Here is an 18,231-nt window from a genome sequence, read left to right as displayed (position 1 = left end):
TGTCCACGGCGGACGGCGCCATGCCCGCGGCCTCCAGCGCCAGCGCGACGGCCCGGACCGTACGCAGCCGCTCCCACCGCGCGGGGACCGCGACCGGGTCGGCCGCGCCGCCGTTCGTCAGCCGCCGGATCTGCAACAGCCCGTCGAACGCGACCCGTACGTCCACGGCCCGCACCCGGGGATCGCCGGCCGGCGCGGGACCGTCACCGGTGGCCGCCACGAATCCGCCGCCGTGCTCACCTCCGTCATCAGCCGTCATGGGTCCGACTCTCCCAGGTGCCTCGGACATCGGGAGAACGCGCCAGTCGCCGTTCGTAATTTGCGCAACCGATCTTCATTTCTTGCGTGGGTGCTTGGTAGGTTGGTGGCGTGAAGAAAAGACTCTCTCAGGTGGCCGAGTTCGCCGGTGTCAGCGAGACGACAGCACGCCGTGTGCTCAACGGGGCGACGGACGTCGCGCCCGCGACCCGTGACGCGGTGCTCACCGCCATGGACGTCTGCGGGTTCGAGCGGCCCCGCGAGATGCGGCAGCAGCGCGCCGCGCTCGTGGGTCTTGTGGTGCCCGATCTCCAGAATCCGATCTTCCCCGCTTTCACGGAGGCCATCGCCGGACTGCTGAACAAGCGCGGCCTGATCCCGGTGCTCTGCACACGGACCGCCGACGGGGTCTCGGAGGCGCACTACATCGACATGATCCTCAAGCAGAACGTCGGCGGCATCATCTTCGTCGGCGCCAGTTACGCCGATGTCGGACCCGAGCAGGGCAGCGCCCTGAGGGAACGGCAGGTGCCGATCGTCCTGCTCAACGCGGCGGACGAGAACCTGGGCATCGCGCAGGTCTCCATCGACGACGCGGCCTCGGCGCGTCAGGTGCTCGGGCATCTCGCGGCGATGGGGCACGAGCGGATCGGCATGATCCTCGGCCCGGTCGGACATGTCCCGTCGGCCCGTAAGCTCGCCGGTTTCCAAGCGTTCTGCGGTACTAGGGACGCCCTGAAGGGCGACTGGCGCGGGCTGGTCGCGCACGGTCTGTTCTCGATGGAGGGCGGCGCGACCGCGCTCCCGCGCCTCCTCGCCGAGGGCGTCACCGCGGTCGTCTGCGCGAGTGACGCGCTCGCTCTCGGCGCGATCAGGGCCGCGCGCCGGCAGGGGCTGCGGGTGCCGGAGGACCTCTCGGTCGTGGGATTCGACGACTCTCTGTACATGGTGGCCACCGACCCGCCGCTGACCACGGCCCGCCAGCCGGTGCAGGCGATGGCGGCCGCCGCCGTCGCCTCGCTGGTCTCGCAGATGAAGGGCCACGCGCAGGCGGGGGAGCAGATGATGTTCGACACCGAGCTCATCGTCCGCAGCTCAACGGCGCCCCCGGCGCGTACGGCGCGTACGCGGACCGGCTGACGTGTCGTCGGCGGCCGACCGGTCGCCGCGGGAGGGGCCCGGCCGTTGGCCGGGCCCCTTCTCGCTGTGCGCGCTCCCGCCCCCTAGGTGACGGTGTGTTACGCACGCAAGCCGCTCAGATTAAGTTTTTGCGCAGACTCATTGACTTCTTGCGTCATCCGCTTTTACTGTCAGCGCCGTTGAGACGCGCAGAGGACCAAGCCCCCTGCAAGTCACGCGCAAACCCTTTGCAGGAAGGCATGGGATCTCCATGAACGGCATCACAAGACGCCAAGCGCTCGGCCTGGCCCTGGGCACCTCCGCATCCTTCGGGCTCGCGGGCTGCGGCGGCCCGTCCCCGTCCTCCTCCGGCGTGGGCAAGGACGGCGTGGTGACCATCAGCGTCAACGGCATGCCGACGAAGACCCAGCCGGCCGACCGCAAGGACTACGAGGACCTCGTCAAGCAGTTCGAGGCGAGCCACCCGAAGATCAGGATCGACGCCCGCGAGGGCCAGATGGATCCGAAGACCTTCGCGGCGAAGCTCGCCGGCGGTCAGTTGGAGGACGTCTTCTACGTCTACTTCACGGACCCGGCGGGGCTGATCCAGCGCCACCAGGCCGCCGACATCAGCCCGTACCTCAAGGGCGTGCCGTATCTCGGCGACATACGCCCCGCGCTCCAGGACGTCTTCACGGGCAAGGACGGCAAGATCTACGGCCTGCCGACCGGCAACTACTCGCTCGGCCTGCTCTACAACCGCGACCTGTTCGAGCGGGCCGGACTCGACCCGGACAAGCCCCCGGCCACCTGGGACGAGGTGCGCGTGGCGGCCAGGAAGATCAGCGGCCTCGGTGACAACACCGTCGGCTACGCGGACTACAGCAAGAACAACCAGGGCGGCTGGCACCTCACCTCATGGATCTACTCCATGGGCGGCGACGTCGCCACCCAGCAGGGCGGCAGGTGGAAGGCCGCGTTCAACAGCCCGGCGGGACGCAAGGCGTTGCAGACGCTCCACGACATGCGCTTCACCGACAACAGCATGGGCACCCGGCAGCTCCTGGAGATCGGTGACGTCCAGAAGCTGATGGGGGCCGGCAAGCTCGGGATGTACATGGCGGGGCCGGACAACATCCCCACCATCGTCAAGCAGTTCGAGCGCGAGTACGAGGAGTACGGGCTCGCCGCCCTGCCCGGCGCCGCCACCCTCGGCGGCGGTGACGGCTTCATGTTCAACCCGAAGGCGTCCCCCGAGAAGATCAGGGCCGGACTCCAGTGGATCCAGTGGAAGTACCTCAACCCGGATCGCGAGGAGGCGAACGTCAAGAAGTTCGCCGCGCTCGGTGTTCCGGTGGGCCTGCCGCAGCCGAACCTCTTCGACGGCGCGGCCCAGGCCAAGAACGACGCGATCCACACCGAGTACGCCAATGTGCCGCAGAAGAACTACCAGCCGTTCGTCGACCGCAGTCCCGAGGTCGCTGTGAAGGTCGAGCCGCCGAACGCCCAGCAGATCTACACCGTGCTCGACAGCGTCATGCAGGCCGTGCTGACCAAGAAGGACGCCGACCTCGGCCAACTCCTGGGCGACGCACAGAAGAAGGTCGACACCATCCTCGCCACGGCTCTGTGAGCAGACCGGACATGGCCACGGACGCGCCTCCTTCCCCCGTGATCCCCACCCCCGCGGCTGCCCCCGCCGCGGCCCCCGCCTCGTACCCGCACGGGCGCCCTTCGGACGGTGGCCGGCGCCGGCGCCGTATCCGCGAGAACCTCGTCGGCTATCTCTTCCTGGCCGCCGGGATCATCTGCTTCGCGCTGTTCTCCTGGTACCCGATCGTGCGGGGTCTGCTGCTCAGCTTCCAGCAGGTCAACTTCGCCGAGCCGGCCCGCTGGATCGGCCTCGACAACTTCCGGCGGCTCTTCGAGGACCCGCTGTTCGTGACCGCGTGGCGCAACACCGGCTGGTTCACCCTGCTCGCACTCGTCTTCGGCTTCGCCGCCCCCTTCGCCACCGCCGTCGTGCTGGGCGAACTGCGGCACGGCCGGGCCTACTTGCGGATGACCGTCTACCTGCCGGTGATGCTGCCCCCGATCGTCACCATGCTGCTCTGGCGCTGGTTCTACGATCCGGGCCCCGGCCTCTTCAACCATGTCCTCGGCATCCTCCACCTGCCCGGGCAGCAGTGGCTGGAGTCGGAGAACCTCGCGATGGTCTCGCTGGTCCTGGTCTCCACCTGGGCCAACATGGGCACCACCACACTCATCTACCTCGCCGCACTCGGCGGCATCCCCGGCGAGCTGTACGAGGCGGCGGAACTCGACGGTGCCTCGATCCGGCAGCGGATGTGGCACGTCACCCTCCCGCAGATGCGCTTCATCCTGATGATCACGCTGCTGCTCCAGGTCATCGGCACCATGCAGGTGTTCATCGAACCCTTCGTGCTCACCGGCGGCGGACCCGACGACGCCACCGTCACCGTCCTGCTGCTGCTCTACCGCTACGCGTTCGTCTACAACGACTTCGGCCTGGCCAGCGCCATGAGCACGGTGCTCTTCGTGGTGCTCGGGATCTTCGCGGGTGTCTATCTGCGCCTGACCCGGGCCAAGGGCTGAGAGGAGAAAACCGCCATGGCCACCGAGACCCCCGTACGCACCCTGATAGCGCCCGCCGAGATGACCCGCCGCACCGGCAGGTACCTCTACCGCTTCGTCCTCGCCGCGACACTGACCGGGTTCACCGCCGCTTTCGTGTTTCCCCTCTACTGGATGGTGACGGGTGCGCTGAAGTCGTCGGCCGAACTCGCCGACCCGAACCCCGGCCTGATTCCCGGCACATGGCACCCGGAGAGCTACACCGGGGCCTGGTCCAGCGTCGGACTCGGGCAGTACTTCCTCAACACCTTCCTGCTCGCCGCGGGGGCCTGGCTCTTCCAGTTGACCGTCGACGTCGCCGCCGCCTACGCGCTCTCGAAGCTGCGGCCCGCCCTCGGCAACGTGGTCCTCGGGATGATGCTCGCCACCCTGATGCTGCCGGTCTCCGCGCTGCTGGTCCCGACGTATCTGACGGTGACCGACGTTCCGCTGGTCCATCTCAACCTCATCAACACACCATGGGCGATCTGGCTGCCCGCCTGCGCCAACGCCTTCAACATCTTCATCCTCAAGCGGTTCTTCGACCAGATCCCCGCCGAACTCCTCGACTCCGCGCGCATCGACGGCGCGGGCACCCTGCGTGTCCTCGTCTCCGTGGTGCTGCCGCTGTCGCGCCCGGTGCTGGCGGTGGTCTCCATCTTCGCGGTCGTCGGGGTCTGGAAGGACTTCCTCTGGCCGATGCTGGTACTGCCCGACCCCGCCAGGCAGCCCATCACCGTGGCACTGAACCGGCTCTCCACCGACATGCCGGCCAATCAACTGCTGGCCGGAATGGTCATGGCCAGTGTTCCGCTGCTGGTGCTGTTCCTGATCTTCCAGCGCAGCGTCGTCGCGGGCCTCACCGCGGGCAGCGTCAAAGGCTGACGCTCTTCCCGCGCTCCCTGGCCGCGCTCCCTGGCCGCCGTGACTGCCACCGCCGACTCCCACCGTTCAGCGCTTCCTCCCACGCCCCACTTCCCGCACGGAAGGACACACCGTTGTGTCACCCGCACCGAGAACCCGCGCCGCGACCCTCCGCCTGATACCCGCCCTGCTCCTGTCCCTGCTGGTGGCCCTCGCCCACGGGACGCTCACCCCGTCCGCGCACGCGGCCACCACCACACTGGAGGCCGAGTCCGCCGCGCTCTCCGGCGGAGCCGCCGTATCCACCGAACACCCCGGCTACACCGGATCGGGCTTCGTCGGCGGCTACACCGACACCAACAAGGGCCGCGCCTCGACCTCGTTCACCGTCCAGTCGGCGGCGGCCGGCACCGGGTCGGTGAGAATCCGGTACGCCAACGGCACCACCGCCACCATGACCCTGAGCCTGTACGCCAACGGCACCAAGGTCCGCCAGCTCAGCCTCCCGCCCACCGCCAACTGGGACACCTGGACGACCCGCGACGAGTCCCTGACCTACCGACAGGGGTCCAACACGGTCGCCCTGACGTTCACCACCGCCGACAGCGGCAACATCAACCTCGACAACATCGCGCCCAGCACGCCGGACGGACCGACCGACCCGCCCACCGACCCGCCGACGGATCCGCCGGCCGACGCACCCGCCGTCCAGGCCGAGAACGCGTACTTCTCCGGCGGCCCCGCCAAGGCGACCAGCGCCGCCGGGTACACCGGCAGCGGCTACCTCACCGGCTTCACCACCGTGGGCGCCCGCTCCGTCTTCGACATCAACTCACCTTCGGCCGCGACCCGTTCGATCGCCCTCCGCTACCGCACACCGGACAGCGCCGCCGCCACCGTCACCCTTACCGCCAACGGCACCAAGATCCACAGACTCTCGCTGCCCGGCACCTCGGGCGCCTGGAAGTCCGCCACCACCGACGCACCGCTGCGTGCCCAGCTCAACACACTGACCCTGCGCACCGAGTCCGGTGACAACGGCAACCTCCAACTGGACGGCATCACCGTCACCGGGTCGTCCGCCACCGCCATGCGCGGCGCCACCCTCCCGTACACCACGTACGAAGCCGAGAACGGTGTCACCAACGCCTCCACCACCGGACCCGACCGCACCTACCTCTCCGTCCCCTCCGAGGCCTCCGGCCGCAAGGCCGTCGTGCTCGACCGGACCGGCGAGTACGTCCAGTTCACCCTGACCAAGCCGGCCAACGCGCTGACCCTGCGCTACTCGATCCCCGACACGGCGCCCTCCGCCACCCTCAGCCTCTACGCGGGATCCACCCACGTCCGTGACCTCGACCTGACGACCAAGTACTCCTGGGTCTACGGCGCCTACCCGTACAACAACGACTCGTCACAGGGCTCAGGACACCACTTCTTCGACGAGACCCACACCCTGATCGGCGACTTCCCCGCCGGCACCGTGCTGAAGTTCCAGAAGGACGCGGGCGACACCGCCGCCTCCTACACCCTGGACCTCGTCGAGACCGAGACCGTGGCGCCCGACCTGGCCATGCCCGCCGCCGACTTCGTCTCCGCCACCACTCTCGGCGTCCGCGCGAACGACAACACGGACGACACGGCGGCCCTCAACTCGGCCGTCTCCACGGTGAAGTCGCAGGGCAAGGGGCTCTGGCTGCCCGCCGGTACGTACAACATCTCCGGCCATGTCAACCTCACCGGCATCGCGCTGCGCGGCGCCGGCGAATGGTCCACCGTCCTGCGCGGCAGCAACGGCAAGGGCGGTCTCTTCGGCCAGGGCGGCACCAGCACCGTCCAGGACCTGACCATCTCCGGCGATGTGAGCTACCGCGACGACGCCAACTTCGACGCCGGAATCGAGGGCAACTTCGGCAACGGCTCCACATTCCAGAACGTCTGGATCGAGCACACCAAGGTCGGCCTGTGGATCGACGCCCCCACCAACGGCCTGTACGCGAGCGGGCTGCGCATCCGTGACACCTTCGCCGACGGGGTCAACCTCCACCGGGGCACCGCCAACACCGAGCTGTGGAACTCCAGCATCCGCAACACCGGCGACGACGGCCTCGCGATGTTCTCCGAAGGACAGGCCGTCTCCAACAGCGCCTTCCGCTTCAACACCGTCCAGGTGCCGCTGCTCGCCAACACCGTCGGCATCTACGGCGGCAACGCCAACCGGGCCGAGGACAACATCCTCGCCGACACCGTCACCGGGTCCGCCGGCATCGCCGTCAGCAGCCGCTTCGCCCCCGTGCCGTTCAGCGGCACCACCTCCGTACAGCGCAACACACTGCAGCGCACCGGCGGGTTCGAACCCAACTGGCAGAGCAAGTTCGGCGCCCTGTGGATCTACGCCGACTCCTCCGACATCACCGCGCCCGTACTGGTGCAGGACATCGACATCATCGACTCCACCTACAGCGGAGTCCTGGTGTCCTTCAACAAGACCGTCAGCGGTCTGACCCTGAAGAACATCAAGATCCAGAACACCGGTCTGTACGGGATCGAGATCCAGTCCGCCGGCTCCGGCACCTTCTCCGGTGTCACCGTCACCGGCGCCGCCTCCGGCGGACTCAACTCCACCGGAGGCTTCACCATCACGCGCGGTTCCGGCAACACCGGCTGGTAGGCACCCCGGCAGGCAACTGACGCCGGCCGCCGCGCCCCGGTGCGGGGCCCGCGACCACGCGGGCCCCGCACCCACCCCATTCGAGCAAGGAGTTCCCGTGACCCCCTGGTGGCGGCATGCCGCGATCTACCAGATCTACGTACGCAGCTTCGCCGACGGCGACGGCGACGGCACCGGTGACCTCGCCGGCGTACGCGACCGGCTGCCCTATCTGCGCGAACTGGGCGTGGACGCCCTGTGGTTCACCCCCTGGTACACCTCGCCGATGGCCGACGGAGGCTACGACGTCGCCGACTACCGCGACATCGACCCGCTCTTCGGCACCCTCTCCGAGGCCGGACAGCTCATCGACGAGGCACACGCACAGGACCTGCGGGTCCTGGTCGACCTCGTCCCCAACCACTGCTCCGACCAGCACCGCTGGTTCCGGCAGGCACTGGCCGACGGACCCGGCTCCGCCGCCCGCGAGCGCTTCTGGTTCCTGCCGGGGCGTGGCGACCACGGCGAACTGCCGCCCAACGACTGGCACTCGTACTTCGGCGGCAGCGCCTGGACCAGGATCACCGAGGCCGACGGAACTCCCGGCCCCTGGTACCTGCACATGTTCGCCCCCCAGCAGCCCGACCTGAACTGGGAACACCCCGACGTACGCGCCGAGTTCGAGGACATCCTGCACTTCTGGCTGCGCCTCGGCGTCGACGGCTTCCGTATCGACGTCGCCCACGGCCTGGCCAAGAAGCCGGGGCTGCCCGACGTCGGCGCCGCCCCCGACCCCACCGACCTGCCCTACCAGGACATCGACGACGTCCATGACATCTACCGGAGCTGGCGCGAGATCCTCGACGGCTACGACGGCGACCGCATCTTCGTGGGAGAGGTCTGGCTGCCCACCGCCGAGCAGTTCGCCCGCTATCTGCGCCCCGACGAACTCCACTCCGCCTTCAACTTCGACTTCCTGTGCTGCGCCTGGGACGCCGGCGCCCTGCGCGGAGTCGTCGACTCGACACTCGCCGCCCACGCACCGGTCGGCGCGCCGCCCACCTGGGTCCTCTCCAACCACGACACCATCCGGCACGTCACCCGCTACGGCCGCGCCGACACGTCCTTCGACATGGGCGACAAGCGCCTCGCCGACCCGAGCGATCCGGTGCTCGGCCGCCGCAGAGCCAGGGCGGCCGCGCTGCTGACCATGGCACTGCCCGGCGGGATCTACGTCTACCAGGGCGACGAACTCGGCCTGCCCGAGGTCCAGGACCTGCCCGACGAGCTCCTCCAGGACCCGACGTACGTACGCTCCGAGGGGCTCGACCGCGGGCGCGACGGCTGCCGTATCCCGCTCCCGTGGGGGAGCGGCTCCCACACGCTCGGCTTCTCCCCGGAAGGGGCGACCGCGGAGCCTTGGCTGCCCCAACCCGCCGACTGGGCGCGGCTGTCGGTCGAGGCGCAGACCGCCGACCCCGACTCGTTCCTCACGCTCTACCGCCGGGGCCTCGCGCTGCGCGGGGAGCGGCTGACCGGCCTGCCCGAGACACTGGCCTGGGTGGAGAACGGTCCGGAGAGCGGCCCGGACACGGTGTGTTTCGACCGCCCGGGGGGCTTCCGCTGTGTGGTCAACCTCGGTGACACGGCGCTGCCGCTGCCCCGGGCGGCGACGGTGCTGCTGACCAGCGCGCCCCTCGACAGGACACCGGACGGCTTCCTCCTGCCGGCCGACACCTGCGTATGGCTCGACCTGAACTGACCGGACACACCGGCGGGGCGGCGTACGGCGTCAGCCGCGCGCCGCCCCGCCGCCGGCTTCGGCTACTGCGCCGACTTCTCGCCGGTCGGGCCCACGGCGAACCAAGTCCCGCCGATTCCCTGGCCGTTGGCGTCGCCAGGACCGTTGTCGCCCGAGTAGCGGTAGACGGGCCAGCCGCCCACCGTCACCTGGACCTGCCCGTCCTGCCGGCGGACCGCGCCGACCTGCTTCGGGTCCACACCTGCCAGATAGACGTTGCCGCCCTCCACGATGGTCACCGGCGGCCAGGTCGCCGCGCAGTCGTCGTTGCAGTTGGACGCCGACGGCTTGGCCGTGTCCTTGTCGAAGCGGTACAGGGTCGCCTGGTTGACATTGATCAGGTGGGTACCGAGATCGGGCGACTGGACCGCGGAGAACTGCACCCACTTCGGGGGCGTCTCCTGGATGGCGGCACCGATGACCGTGCCGCCCGTACCGGTCTTCCCGTTCTGGGCGGCGGTGCTGTCCACCACCTGGAGCGCGGAGTTACCGGCGGGCTGGCCGCCGCCGGCCGCCGCGGGCGGGGGAGTGGACGAGGCGGGAGCGGGGGCGGCGGGCGACGAGGCGGCGGGCTTGTCACCGCTGTCGGTGATCTGGATCGACTTGCCGCAGGCGGACGCACCGGCCAGACCGCAGAGAACCAGGACGGATGCGACAACGGCCCGGCGTACCGGCTTGCGTGTGGCGCTGTTGCTACGGGAAGGGAGAGGGAGAGTCACACCCCCTATACGAGAGGAGGCGCCGAAAGGTTCAGCCCTTTTCGAAGTCGTTTCCCCCGGCCGGGGCGGCCGCCACGTTGAACGAACCGGCCGCCGCGTCCGTGTTCCCCCATGGGATCGTCAGCACCACCGCACAAGGGGATCACGATGACAGACATCTTCATTCCAGGGGACGAGTTGGACCAGGCCCGGGCCGGTCTGTCGTTCGTCGAGGACAACATCGACATCGGCCATCACACTTTCGACTTCGACAAAGCCTTCGGCCCGGAGCTCTCCCACGGGTCGGCCCAGAACTTCGAGAACAAGTGGAACGACGGCAAGGTGCAGTTGAAGAAGCAGGTGAAGGCCATCAAGGATGCGATGGACAGCATCTCGGACGCCTTCCACAAGACGGACACCGACGCCGTCGCGAACCTGGACTCCGGAAAGTGAGCACCGCGGAGCGGTTCCTCCTCGACGTCCCCGACGTGTGGGACGAGATGGACATGACCGGCGAGACCATGGCCAAGACCCGCGCTGAGGCACTGGCACGCGCGGAGAGCCCGAGGGACAAGGCCCAGATCAACGACCTCTTCCGGCAGGCACGCCAGGTCACCAACTCGGCGCGCAGCCACGGCGCGCTGTTCGCCTCCGGCACCGCCACCATGTACGACGAGGGCCTGTTCATGGCCTACGTCATGGTCTTCGCCGTCACCACGCCCGAGGGACTCGAACTCACACTGCCTGTCATCTCCGCCCAGTTGGGCGTGGACTCGGCGAACGGCAAGGCACCGTCCGACCGGGTCATCGCCTCGGCGAACGTGCTGAACGTGGGCCGCGTCGCCCGTGTCACCGGAACCGAGGTGACACCGCTGACCGCCGACGTCAAGGTCAAGCTGCTCACCATGCACACCATGATGCCGGTCCCCGGAACGGCACGTGACTTCCTGGTGGTGTCGTGCGCCAGCCCCAACCTGCCGATGAAGAACGAGGTGTACGACCTCTTCGACGCCGTCACCGGCACCTTCCGCTTCGTGTCGGCCGAGGGCAAGGTCGTCAGCAACAACAACTGAGACCGGCGAGGACCACCGAGGCCGGTGACGACCACGGCACACGGAACAGGAGGGCGGCCGGGGCACGAAGCCCCGGCCGCCCTCCCGTATCACCGCACCGTCAGCGATCGGCCCTGATCAGCCGTCGATCCCGGTGGCCGGCACCTGTACGGAGATCAGCGTCCCGTCACCCAGGTGCAGCAGCCCACGACCCGGCTGCGGCGCCTGTCCGACGACACCCCGGCTCAGCCGCATACCGATGACCTCACCGTCGCCGAGGTTCTGCGGCGACAGCAGCATGCCGGTACGGTTCCGCTTGACCTGCCCCATCCAGCCGGCGAGGCTCAGCGACATGGACTCGGCGTTGCCGGCCGCCACCACACCCCAGCCGTTGCCCGCACCGCCGCGCGCGAGCAGCGCCAGGTCGGAGTCGATCTCGGCCCCCATGAACAGCTCGGCGTCGTCGATGACGATCACGGCGTTGTCCTCGGGGACATTGCTCAGCACCTGGCGGAAGTCTTCGAGCGAGACCTCCACATCGGTGATGACGGCGGCCACACCGGCGCGGCCCTCCAGCTCCCGCAGCGGCGAGCGGCGCGGCGCCAGCACGATCACACCGGCCCCGGAGTCCAGCAGCGAACGCGCCACACTGAGCAGGGCCGTGCTGCGGCCCGTACGCGGCGGACCCGCGATCGCGAACGTCGGCACGTCCGAGAGGTCCGGACCCACCGCGGCCAGGGTGTCGCCGCCGATCGCGACCAGCGGACGCATCGGGCCCCCGTTCACCCGCAGCGCGAGCGCCTCGGCGTAGGAGATCCGGTCCGGCAGCACATCCAGCCGGATCGCCCGCCGCGCCGCAGGGACCTCGGCCTCACGGCGCGTCAGCTCCTCGCCGAGCGCGACCAGGATCCCCGCCTGCGCCGTACCGGACAGGTCGGCGCCGAGCACCGCGATCTGCGTCTCGCTCAGGTCCTGGGTACGCAGCCCGCGTCCCGGAGCCGGATCGGACGGAGCCGACTTGGTGGGAATGCCGACCGACGAGTAGTCGGCGCGGTCGTTCATCCGCAGGACGATCTTGTCCTCGGTGGTCCCGCCGAACCTGCTGTTGCCCAGCACCTTGTCACCGGCGAGGACCAGATGGATCCCCACGCCGGCGCCGTCGCGCAGCAGCCGGATCATCCGCTCCAGGAAACTGCCGTTGTCGAAGGACTGGTACTCGCGCTCGAACACCTCGAACCTGTCGACCATCAGCACGATGTGCGGCAGCCGCTCCTCGGGGGCGGCCATCCGGCGCAGCTCGGCGAGGTCCGCGGTACCACGCGCACCCAGCACGCCCTGCCGGTAGGTGAGTTCGGCGCTCAGCCGGTCCAGCAGCCGGCCGAGCCGCTCGGTCTGGTTCCGGTCGACGACCGCACCGGTGTGCGGCAGCGTGGTGAGCGCGTTGAGCGCGCCGTTGCCGCAGTCGATGCCGTAGAGGTGTAGGTCGTCGGCGCCGTGCGCCTGCGCCAGCGCGGCGGCCAGCGTGCGCAGGGTCTGCGAACGGCCGCTGCGGGGCGAGCCGATGATGTGCAGATGCCCGGCCCTGTCGATGTCGAGGACCAGGCCCGTACGGCTCTGCTGGGCGGGCAGGTCGATCAGCCCGTACTCCACCGGGGGCAGAGCGGCCTCCCGGTCGCCGAACGGCTTGGGCGCCGCCGGCGGGGTCCACTCCAGCACATCGGGAAGCGCCGGCAGCCACGGACTGGGCTGCCTGGCCACCTCGGCGAGCCGCGCCGCCTGCGCCACGGCCGCCGTCAGCACCGCCAGGTCGGTGACCGCCTCGGTCTGGGCGCGGCCGGAACCGCCGCCGAAACCACCGCTGAGCAGCGGACCGCCCAGCTCCTGCCAGCTCAGGCTCTGCGCGCGGACGGGAACCTCCATGTCCACGGGCAGCGCACCACCGGGACGGCGCCCGCCGACCCGGCCGGACTGGAAGGGCAGCAGCGCCGAAGGGCCGAGCCGCGCGTACGCCCGCCCCGGGTTGCCGGGCGAGATGTCCCCGGCGTCCGGCGCGTCGATGATGTCGCGGCTCTCCGAGGTGTCCGTGGTGCGCAGCGCGATACGCAGGTTGGTGTTGGCGCGGATGTCGGGCGTGACGGCGCCGCTCGGGCGCTGCGTCGCCAGCACCATGTGGATACCGAGCGACCGGCCCCGCTGCGCGATGTTGACCAGACCCGAGATGAAGTCGGGCAGTTCACGCGCCATGGACGCGAACTCGTCGACGACCAGCAGGAGTCGGGGCAGCGGAGGCAGCACATTGCCGCCGCGCGCCCGCTTGTCGAGATAGTCCTCGATGTCCTTGGCGCTCGCCTTGGCGAGCAGCGTCTCGCGGCGGCGCAGCTCCGCGCCCAGCGAGACGAGGGCGCGCTCGACGAGGTGCGTGTCGAGGTCGGTGACCAGGCCGACGGTGTGCGGCAGGTCGGCGCACTCGGCGAACGCGCTGCCGCCCTTGTAGTCGACGAGGACGAACGTCATCTCGTCCGGCCGGTTGACCACGGCGAGGGTGGCGACAAGGGTCTGCAACAGCTCCGACTTGCCGGATCCCGTGGTGCCCGCGATCAGGGCGTGCGGACCGTCCCGCACCAGGTCGACGGAGAAGTCCCCGTCGTAACCCGTGCCGAGGACGGCCCGGGTGGACCGGCCGCCGAGCGCCCAGCCCGCGACGACCGCCTCGGCGGTCGGCGGCTCGACGTGCAGCAGGTCCAGCAGGCGTACGGAACCGGGCAGCGCGCTCTCGTCGTTGTCACCGACACCGCGCAGCGGCGCCAGCGCCCGGCCGAGGTTCTCGTACCAGCCGGGCTCCGGCGAGTCGGTGCGTACGCCCTCCAGCGCGGCGCCCACTCCGGTGCGGACCTTGGAGCCCGTGCCCGAACCTGTCTCCGTGACGATGACCGCGCCGCACTCCTCGGGCAGCAGCCGCTCCTCACGGTCCATGCAGAGCGTGTAGACGCCCACCGAGGGGCCGTCGCGCAGCAGGGCGATCACACCGGGCAGCGAACGCGCCCGCCGGGCCTGGTCCAGGATCACCAGCACGTCCGGGTAGCCGTTGACACCGCCCCGTACCAGCTCCGAACCCGCCTGGACCCGGGCCGCCACAAGCTGCCCCAGCTCACCGATGCGGCGGGCCAGCGAGTCGGTGGTGGAGCCGATCAGCGCGTACGCGTCCTCGCCCTGCGCCTGGCAGTGCGGCAGCCAGCGCGCCCACGACCAGTCACGTTCACCGTCGGGGCCCGCGAGCACGACGATCCGCAGATCGGCCGGGCTGTGCAGGGAAGCGGCCTGGGCGGCCATCCACCCGGCGAGCCGGTTCGCCCCCGAACCTGCCACCCCGGCGACACCGGCACGGCGCATGGGAACGGACACCGGCACCTGATGCAGGGTCGGCACGGTCGTACGGCGGTTCTCGTCCTGGGTGGGGTCCTCGACGGCGACCGACGAGGGCAGATCGGTCGTACCGACGCGCACGGACAGGAAGTCCCCGTCCTGCCACCGGCGTTCCCACAGCCGCTCCGAGGGCTGCGAGGCCATCTGGAGCAGCGAGGCGGGATCCGGCAGGGACAGCCGCAGATTGTGCTGCTCCTCCAGGACCGCGCTGTCGACGTCGGCGCGGGCCCGCGACAGCTTCCCCTCGTACTCCTTCATCTGCTCCAGGTACTTGAGCATGCCCTGCTTGCGGCTGCCGAACTGGGTGACCAGCGCGGCGAGCGGCGACAGCAGGGCGATGAAGATGAAGGTCCAGCGGCCGGTGACCAGGATGGAGACCACGGCGCTGCCGGCGGGCAGCAGCAGGATCGGCAGCAGCGGGATGGGCCGCTTGTCCGGCTTCACCGGGGGAGCCGGCAGCCGGAACTTGGCGTTGCTGGGCGCCGGTACGAAGCGCGGCGGCCGGTTGAACTCCAGGCCGAGGCCGTCCGCCGCCGGGGTCAGCGGTGCCTTCGCCGACTGGCGTGACGACAGTTCGAGCAGGATGTCCCCGACGGCGAGCTGGCTGCCCTGCGGCCAGGCCGACGTGCCGGGCACGGGCCTGCTGTCGAGCAGCGCGTGGTCGGTGGGAGCCAGCTCGGCGGTGCCGTCCAGCCTGACCCGTACCCGGGCCGCGAGCGTCGGCGTGCCCGTGGCCAGGCGGATCCGGCAGGTCTCGCCACCGCCGATGTCGTAGTCGCCGGGCACAAGACGGAAGACCGTCCCGGCGCCGGGCCCCGACACCACGCGCAGTTCGGTCGTGCCCTCGGGCTCGGGCTCCCCGGGAACGGGAGTGCCGAGCCCGAGGTCCATGCCGTCCCGCACGCCCGCCGTCTGGAGTGTGGTCTCCGGGTCGACGGCCTCCGGGCCGATGAACAGGGCGGGAGCGGATGTCCACTCGCCGTCCGCACCGACATGACCGACGGCGCGTGCCAGTTCCGCCGCGAGGCGGCCCGCCTGTGCGGAGGGTTCGGTGTCGACGACGACTGTTGTGGACACCCCCTCGACGAGCGGGTCACGAACGCTGACGTTCAATCGCACGGCTATCGTTCCTCATGCATGAGTAGGGGACGGACGACGGCACCCTGAGGGCGGCACGCGAACGGCGTGCGGGCGCCGGCCGGGGCGCCCGCGAACACCCGACGCTACGACAGGTTGGAACCGAGCTGGGTGTCGGTCTGGTCGAAGGCCTCACCGACGGACTTGACGTACTGGCCGATGCCCTGGAGCCCCTGGTTCACCTGGTCGAAGCCCTTGGCGAACTCGTCGAAGAACGGCTGGAACTTCTGCTGCGCCGCCGGGGTGCTGTATCCGTTGGCAAGGAGGCTGCTGATCTTGCCCTTGACCTCGGTGAGCTTGTCCTGCAGCGTCGTGAAGTCGTTGAGCAGCGCCTGCGAGGTGGAAGCGGTCTCGTCCGAGTTGACTGCGAAGTTGGGCATGTCTGTGCTCCTTGCTGATTATCTGGGCTGTCCATCCACCTGAGGGATGGAAGTCTGTGGTGTGCGCGAACGCGAAGGCGTACGCGGGCAGTTGACGCTCAGTTGCCCGCCGGGGACGAGGGAGCGGTGGTGAACCCCTCGTCGCCGCCGGCATCCGAGGTCGGTGACGTCGGTGAGACGGGTGAAGTCGGTGCGGTGGTGAAACCGTCGTTGGACGTCGGCGACGTGGGCGTCGTCGGTGTCGTGGGCGACGTCGGTGTCGTGGGCGACGTCGGCGAGGGCGGGAGCGGGACGTTCGCGGGCTGGACCGGACTGGTCGGGGCCGCGGGCACGTCCGTGTGCGGCTGGGTCCCCGGGATGCTCAGCGGGGTGAGGGCGGGGCGCCCCGCGCCGGCACCCCCGTCACCCGTGGTGGGCGTCGTCGGCGACGTGGGTGAGGGCGGGAGTGGGACGCTCGCGGGCTGGACCGGGGTGGTCGGGGCCGAGGGGACGTCCGTGTGCGGCTGGGTGGGCGGGATGGTCAGCGGGGTGAGCGTGGGTTTGCCGCCCGCTCCCGCTCCGGCTCCCGTTCCCTTGATCGGGATGCTGTCGACGCCGTGCGTCACAGCCCCCCGGCCCACCGCGCCTGCCCCGATCTTCGACGAGGAGTTGGTGGCTTCCTGCGCCGCGATCGCCGCCAGCTCCTCGGGCGACTTGCCCTGAGCGGCGCCCACTCCGACCTTGGCCCCGATCGACGCACCCTCCTCGACGGTGCTGCCGACCTGGTCGGCAGCCCTCTTGCCGAGCGAGTCCCCGGGAGCCGACTCGGCCGTGTCGCCGAACGTCCCGCTCGCCGGCGCCTTGCCGCCGCCGAGCTTCTTCCCGATCGAGCCGAAGCCCGCCTTGACCGCACCACCCGCGATGGCCCCGCCCGCCACACCGGCGATGACGGCCGTCGGGTCGAACTTCTGGTGGGTGACGGCCTTGTCGAATCCGTCGATCCCGACCTCCACCGCGCCGTCCTTCGCGAACTTCCCGATGGTGTCCTTGACGATCGGGTTGGCACCGACCTTGCCGAGCGGGCTGTTGATGAGCCCTCCGACGATCTTGGTGTTCGCGAGGGTGTCACCGACCTTGGCGATGGGTGCCGTGACCTTTCCGATCAGGCCCGCACCGGTCTGGAGCGCCTTCGCCAGCCCCGGAATCGCCTGCACCGCCTTGCCTCCGAGCTTCAGCAGACTGCCGCCGGGGATGATTCCGAGCAGCCCGCTGAGGAAGTCGCCGGGTTTTATGCCGCCGGTCTGGCTCGCCACGACTTGGTTGAAGACGAACAACGCCCCGCCGAGGAGGGCTCCCACCACCGGGAAGAACACCGCGACCACGGCGATGAGGATCCCCAGGAGGATCTGGATGAACGGGAAATCCTTGAAGAAGTCGGCGATCTTCTGGAAGATGTTCCGTTCGGGGATCGCCTCACCCGCTGCCTTGTCCAGGACGTCGGCGCACGCCCGCTGCGCCTGCTCCCGCAAGTCCTTCGCCTGCTGGGCCATGCTCTTGGCCGCGCTGAGCTGATCCTGTGCCTCGGAGATCTTGTCCTGCTGCTGCTTCGCCGACGTCTTCTGTTCGTCGGTGGCGTCGGGCGCGAGCGTCGCCGCGCTCTGGGCGGCCTGTCCCGCCACCGAAGACGCCTGGTCCATGGCCTTGTCGAGGAGATCCTGCGCCTCGACGAGCTTGGGTGCGTACTGCGTATACGCCTCGGCGGCGTCGTGGAAGGACGTCACGGTCTTCTGGAGCTTGTCGGGCAGGTCGCCGATCTGCTTGTTGAGGGCGTCCATCGCCTGGCCGCGCCCCGACTCGACAGCGCCGCCCTTCTTGAGGAAGTTGAGGGCGACATCGGCCTGGTCAGCGACATCCTTGTAGCGGTCCCTGACGCGGGCCATCTCGTCGATGTCCCCGGGCGTCGGGTCGCTGCTCATGCCGACGATGTCAAAGCCCGAAGTGTGCCGTCGCGCCACGTGCGTCCCCCGTGATGAGGTGTGAAAGATGCGGTGTGAGTACCTGCCGTCCTCATACACGGGCCCGGTGTCCGCAACGTTCAGATCTCTCCGGAAGATGTCGGAAGATGTTCCGTCCGGGGCCGGCGCCGGGTCCGTTCCGGGTCCGCGCCGGCGAAGCCGACCCGTATCTCCCTGATCTCCTTGATCTTCCTGGCGGTTCGTCGAACCTTTTCGCCGCC

General features: G+C 69.8%; 12 protein-coding genes and 1 pseudogene. 8 read left to right on the top strand and 5 right to left on the bottom strand.

Going from position 1 to position 18,231, the window contains the following annotated elements:
- Positions 1-259, bottom strand: a pseudogene (locus QR77_RS01100) (hypothetical protein); the annotation flags it as partial.
- A gap of 110 nt (positions 260-369) precedes the next feature.
- Between QR77_RS01100 and QR77_RS01095 the strand changes: the two are divergent.
- From QR77_RS01095 to QR77_RS01070, 6 genes are all read left to right on the top strand, one after another.
- Positions 370-1,398: a LacI family DNA-binding transcriptional regulator gene (locus tag QR77_RS01095; RefSeq protein ID WP_040019240.1), complete on the top strand. Its 1,029-nt coding sequence runs from the start codon at positions 370-372 to the stop codon at positions 1,396-1,398.
- A gap of 250 nt (positions 1,399-1,648) precedes the next feature.
- Positions 1,649-3,010: an extracellular solute-binding protein gene (locus QR77_RS01090; protein WP_173476258.1), complete on the top strand. Its 1,362-nt coding sequence runs from the start codon at positions 1,649-1,651 to the stop codon at positions 3,008-3,010.
- Positions 3,011-3,021: 11 nt separating this feature from the next.
- The gene (locus QR77_RS01085) at positions 3,022-3,993 is read left to right on the top strand and encodes a sugar ABC transporter permease (RefSeq protein ID WP_040027059.1); all 972 of its coding nucleotides are present in this window, start codon (positions 3,022-3,024) and stop codon (positions 3,991-3,993) included.
- A gap of 15 nt (positions 3,994-4,008) precedes the next feature.
- On the top strand, positions 4,009-4,896 hold the full coding sequence (locus tag QR77_RS01080; protein WP_040019239.1) for a carbohydrate ABC transporter permease: 888 nt from the start codon (positions 4,009-4,011) through the stop codon (positions 4,894-4,896).
- A 115-nt stretch (positions 4,897-5,011) separates the two neighbouring features.
- A complete protein-coding gene (locus tag QR77_RS01075) occupies positions 5,012-7,546 on the top strand; it encodes a carbohydrate-binding protein (protein WP_052488439.1) in 2,535 nt (844 codons plus the stop codon).
- A 97-nt stretch (positions 7,547-7,643) separates the two neighbouring features.
- A complete protein-coding gene (locus QR77_RS01070) occupies positions 7,644-9,287 on the top strand; it encodes a glycoside hydrolase family 13 protein (RefSeq protein ID WP_040019238.1) in 1,644 nt (547 codons plus the stop codon).
- A 62-nt stretch (positions 9,288-9,349) separates the two neighbouring features.
- On the opposite strand, the gene QR77_RS01065 is transcribed toward QR77_RS01070, so the two are convergent.
- Positions 9,350-10,045: a hypothetical protein gene (locus tag QR77_RS01065; protein WP_040019237.1), complete on the bottom strand. Its 696-nt coding sequence runs from the start codon at positions 10,043-10,045 to the stop codon at positions 9,350-9,352.
- 147 nt (positions 10,046-10,192) lie between these two features.
- Here QR77_RS01065 and QR77_RS01060 point away from each other — a divergent pair, with 147 nt between their 5' ends.
- Complete coding sequence (locus tag QR77_RS01060; protein WP_040019236.1) at positions 10,193-10,477, top strand: hypothetical protein; 285 nt, start codon at positions 10,193-10,195, stop codon at positions 10,475-10,477.
- Positions 10,474-11,097, top strand: coding sequence for a hypothetical protein (locus tag QR77_RS01055; RefSeq protein ID WP_040019235.1), 624 nt, complete (start codon positions 10,474-10,476; stop codon positions 11,095-11,097). The genes QR77_RS01060 and QR77_RS01055 overlap by 4 nt, the downstream gene beginning before the upstream one ends.
- Before the next feature lie 117 nt (positions 11,098-11,214).
- On the opposite strand, the gene QR77_RS01050 is transcribed toward QR77_RS01055, so the two are convergent.
- From QR77_RS01050 to QR77_RS42000, 3 genes are all read right to left on the bottom strand, one after another.
- Positions 11,215-15,618, bottom strand: coding sequence for an FtsK/SpoIIIE domain-containing protein (locus QR77_RS01050; protein WP_063797981.1), 4,404 nt, complete (start codon positions 15,616-15,618; stop codon positions 11,215-11,217).
- A 104-nt stretch (positions 15,619-15,722) separates the two neighbouring features.
- Positions 15,723-16,016 (bottom strand): WXG100 family type VII secretion target, encoded by a 294-nt coding sequence (locus QR77_RS01045; RefSeq protein ID WP_040019233.1) that lies wholly within the window; start codon positions 16,014-16,016, stop codon positions 15,723-15,725.
- Between the two features lie 98 nt (positions 16,017-16,114).
- Positions 16,115-17,971 carry a hypothetical protein gene (locus tag QR77_RS42000; protein WP_150130334.1) on the bottom strand — a complete coding sequence of 619 codons (1,857 nt, stop codon included), beginning with the start codon at positions 17,969-17,971 and terminating at the stop codon, positions 16,115-16,117.
- Positions 17,972-18,231 lie beyond the last annotated feature (260 nt).

The sequence above is a fragment of the Streptomyces sp. 150FB genome (assembly GCF_000818195.1).
Lineage (GTDB): Bacteria > Actinomycetota > Actinomycetes > Streptomycetales > Streptomycetaceae > Streptomyces.
The sequence above is the reverse complement of the archived record's forward strand: the minus strand, read 5'-3'. Positions and strand labels throughout refer to the sequence as shown.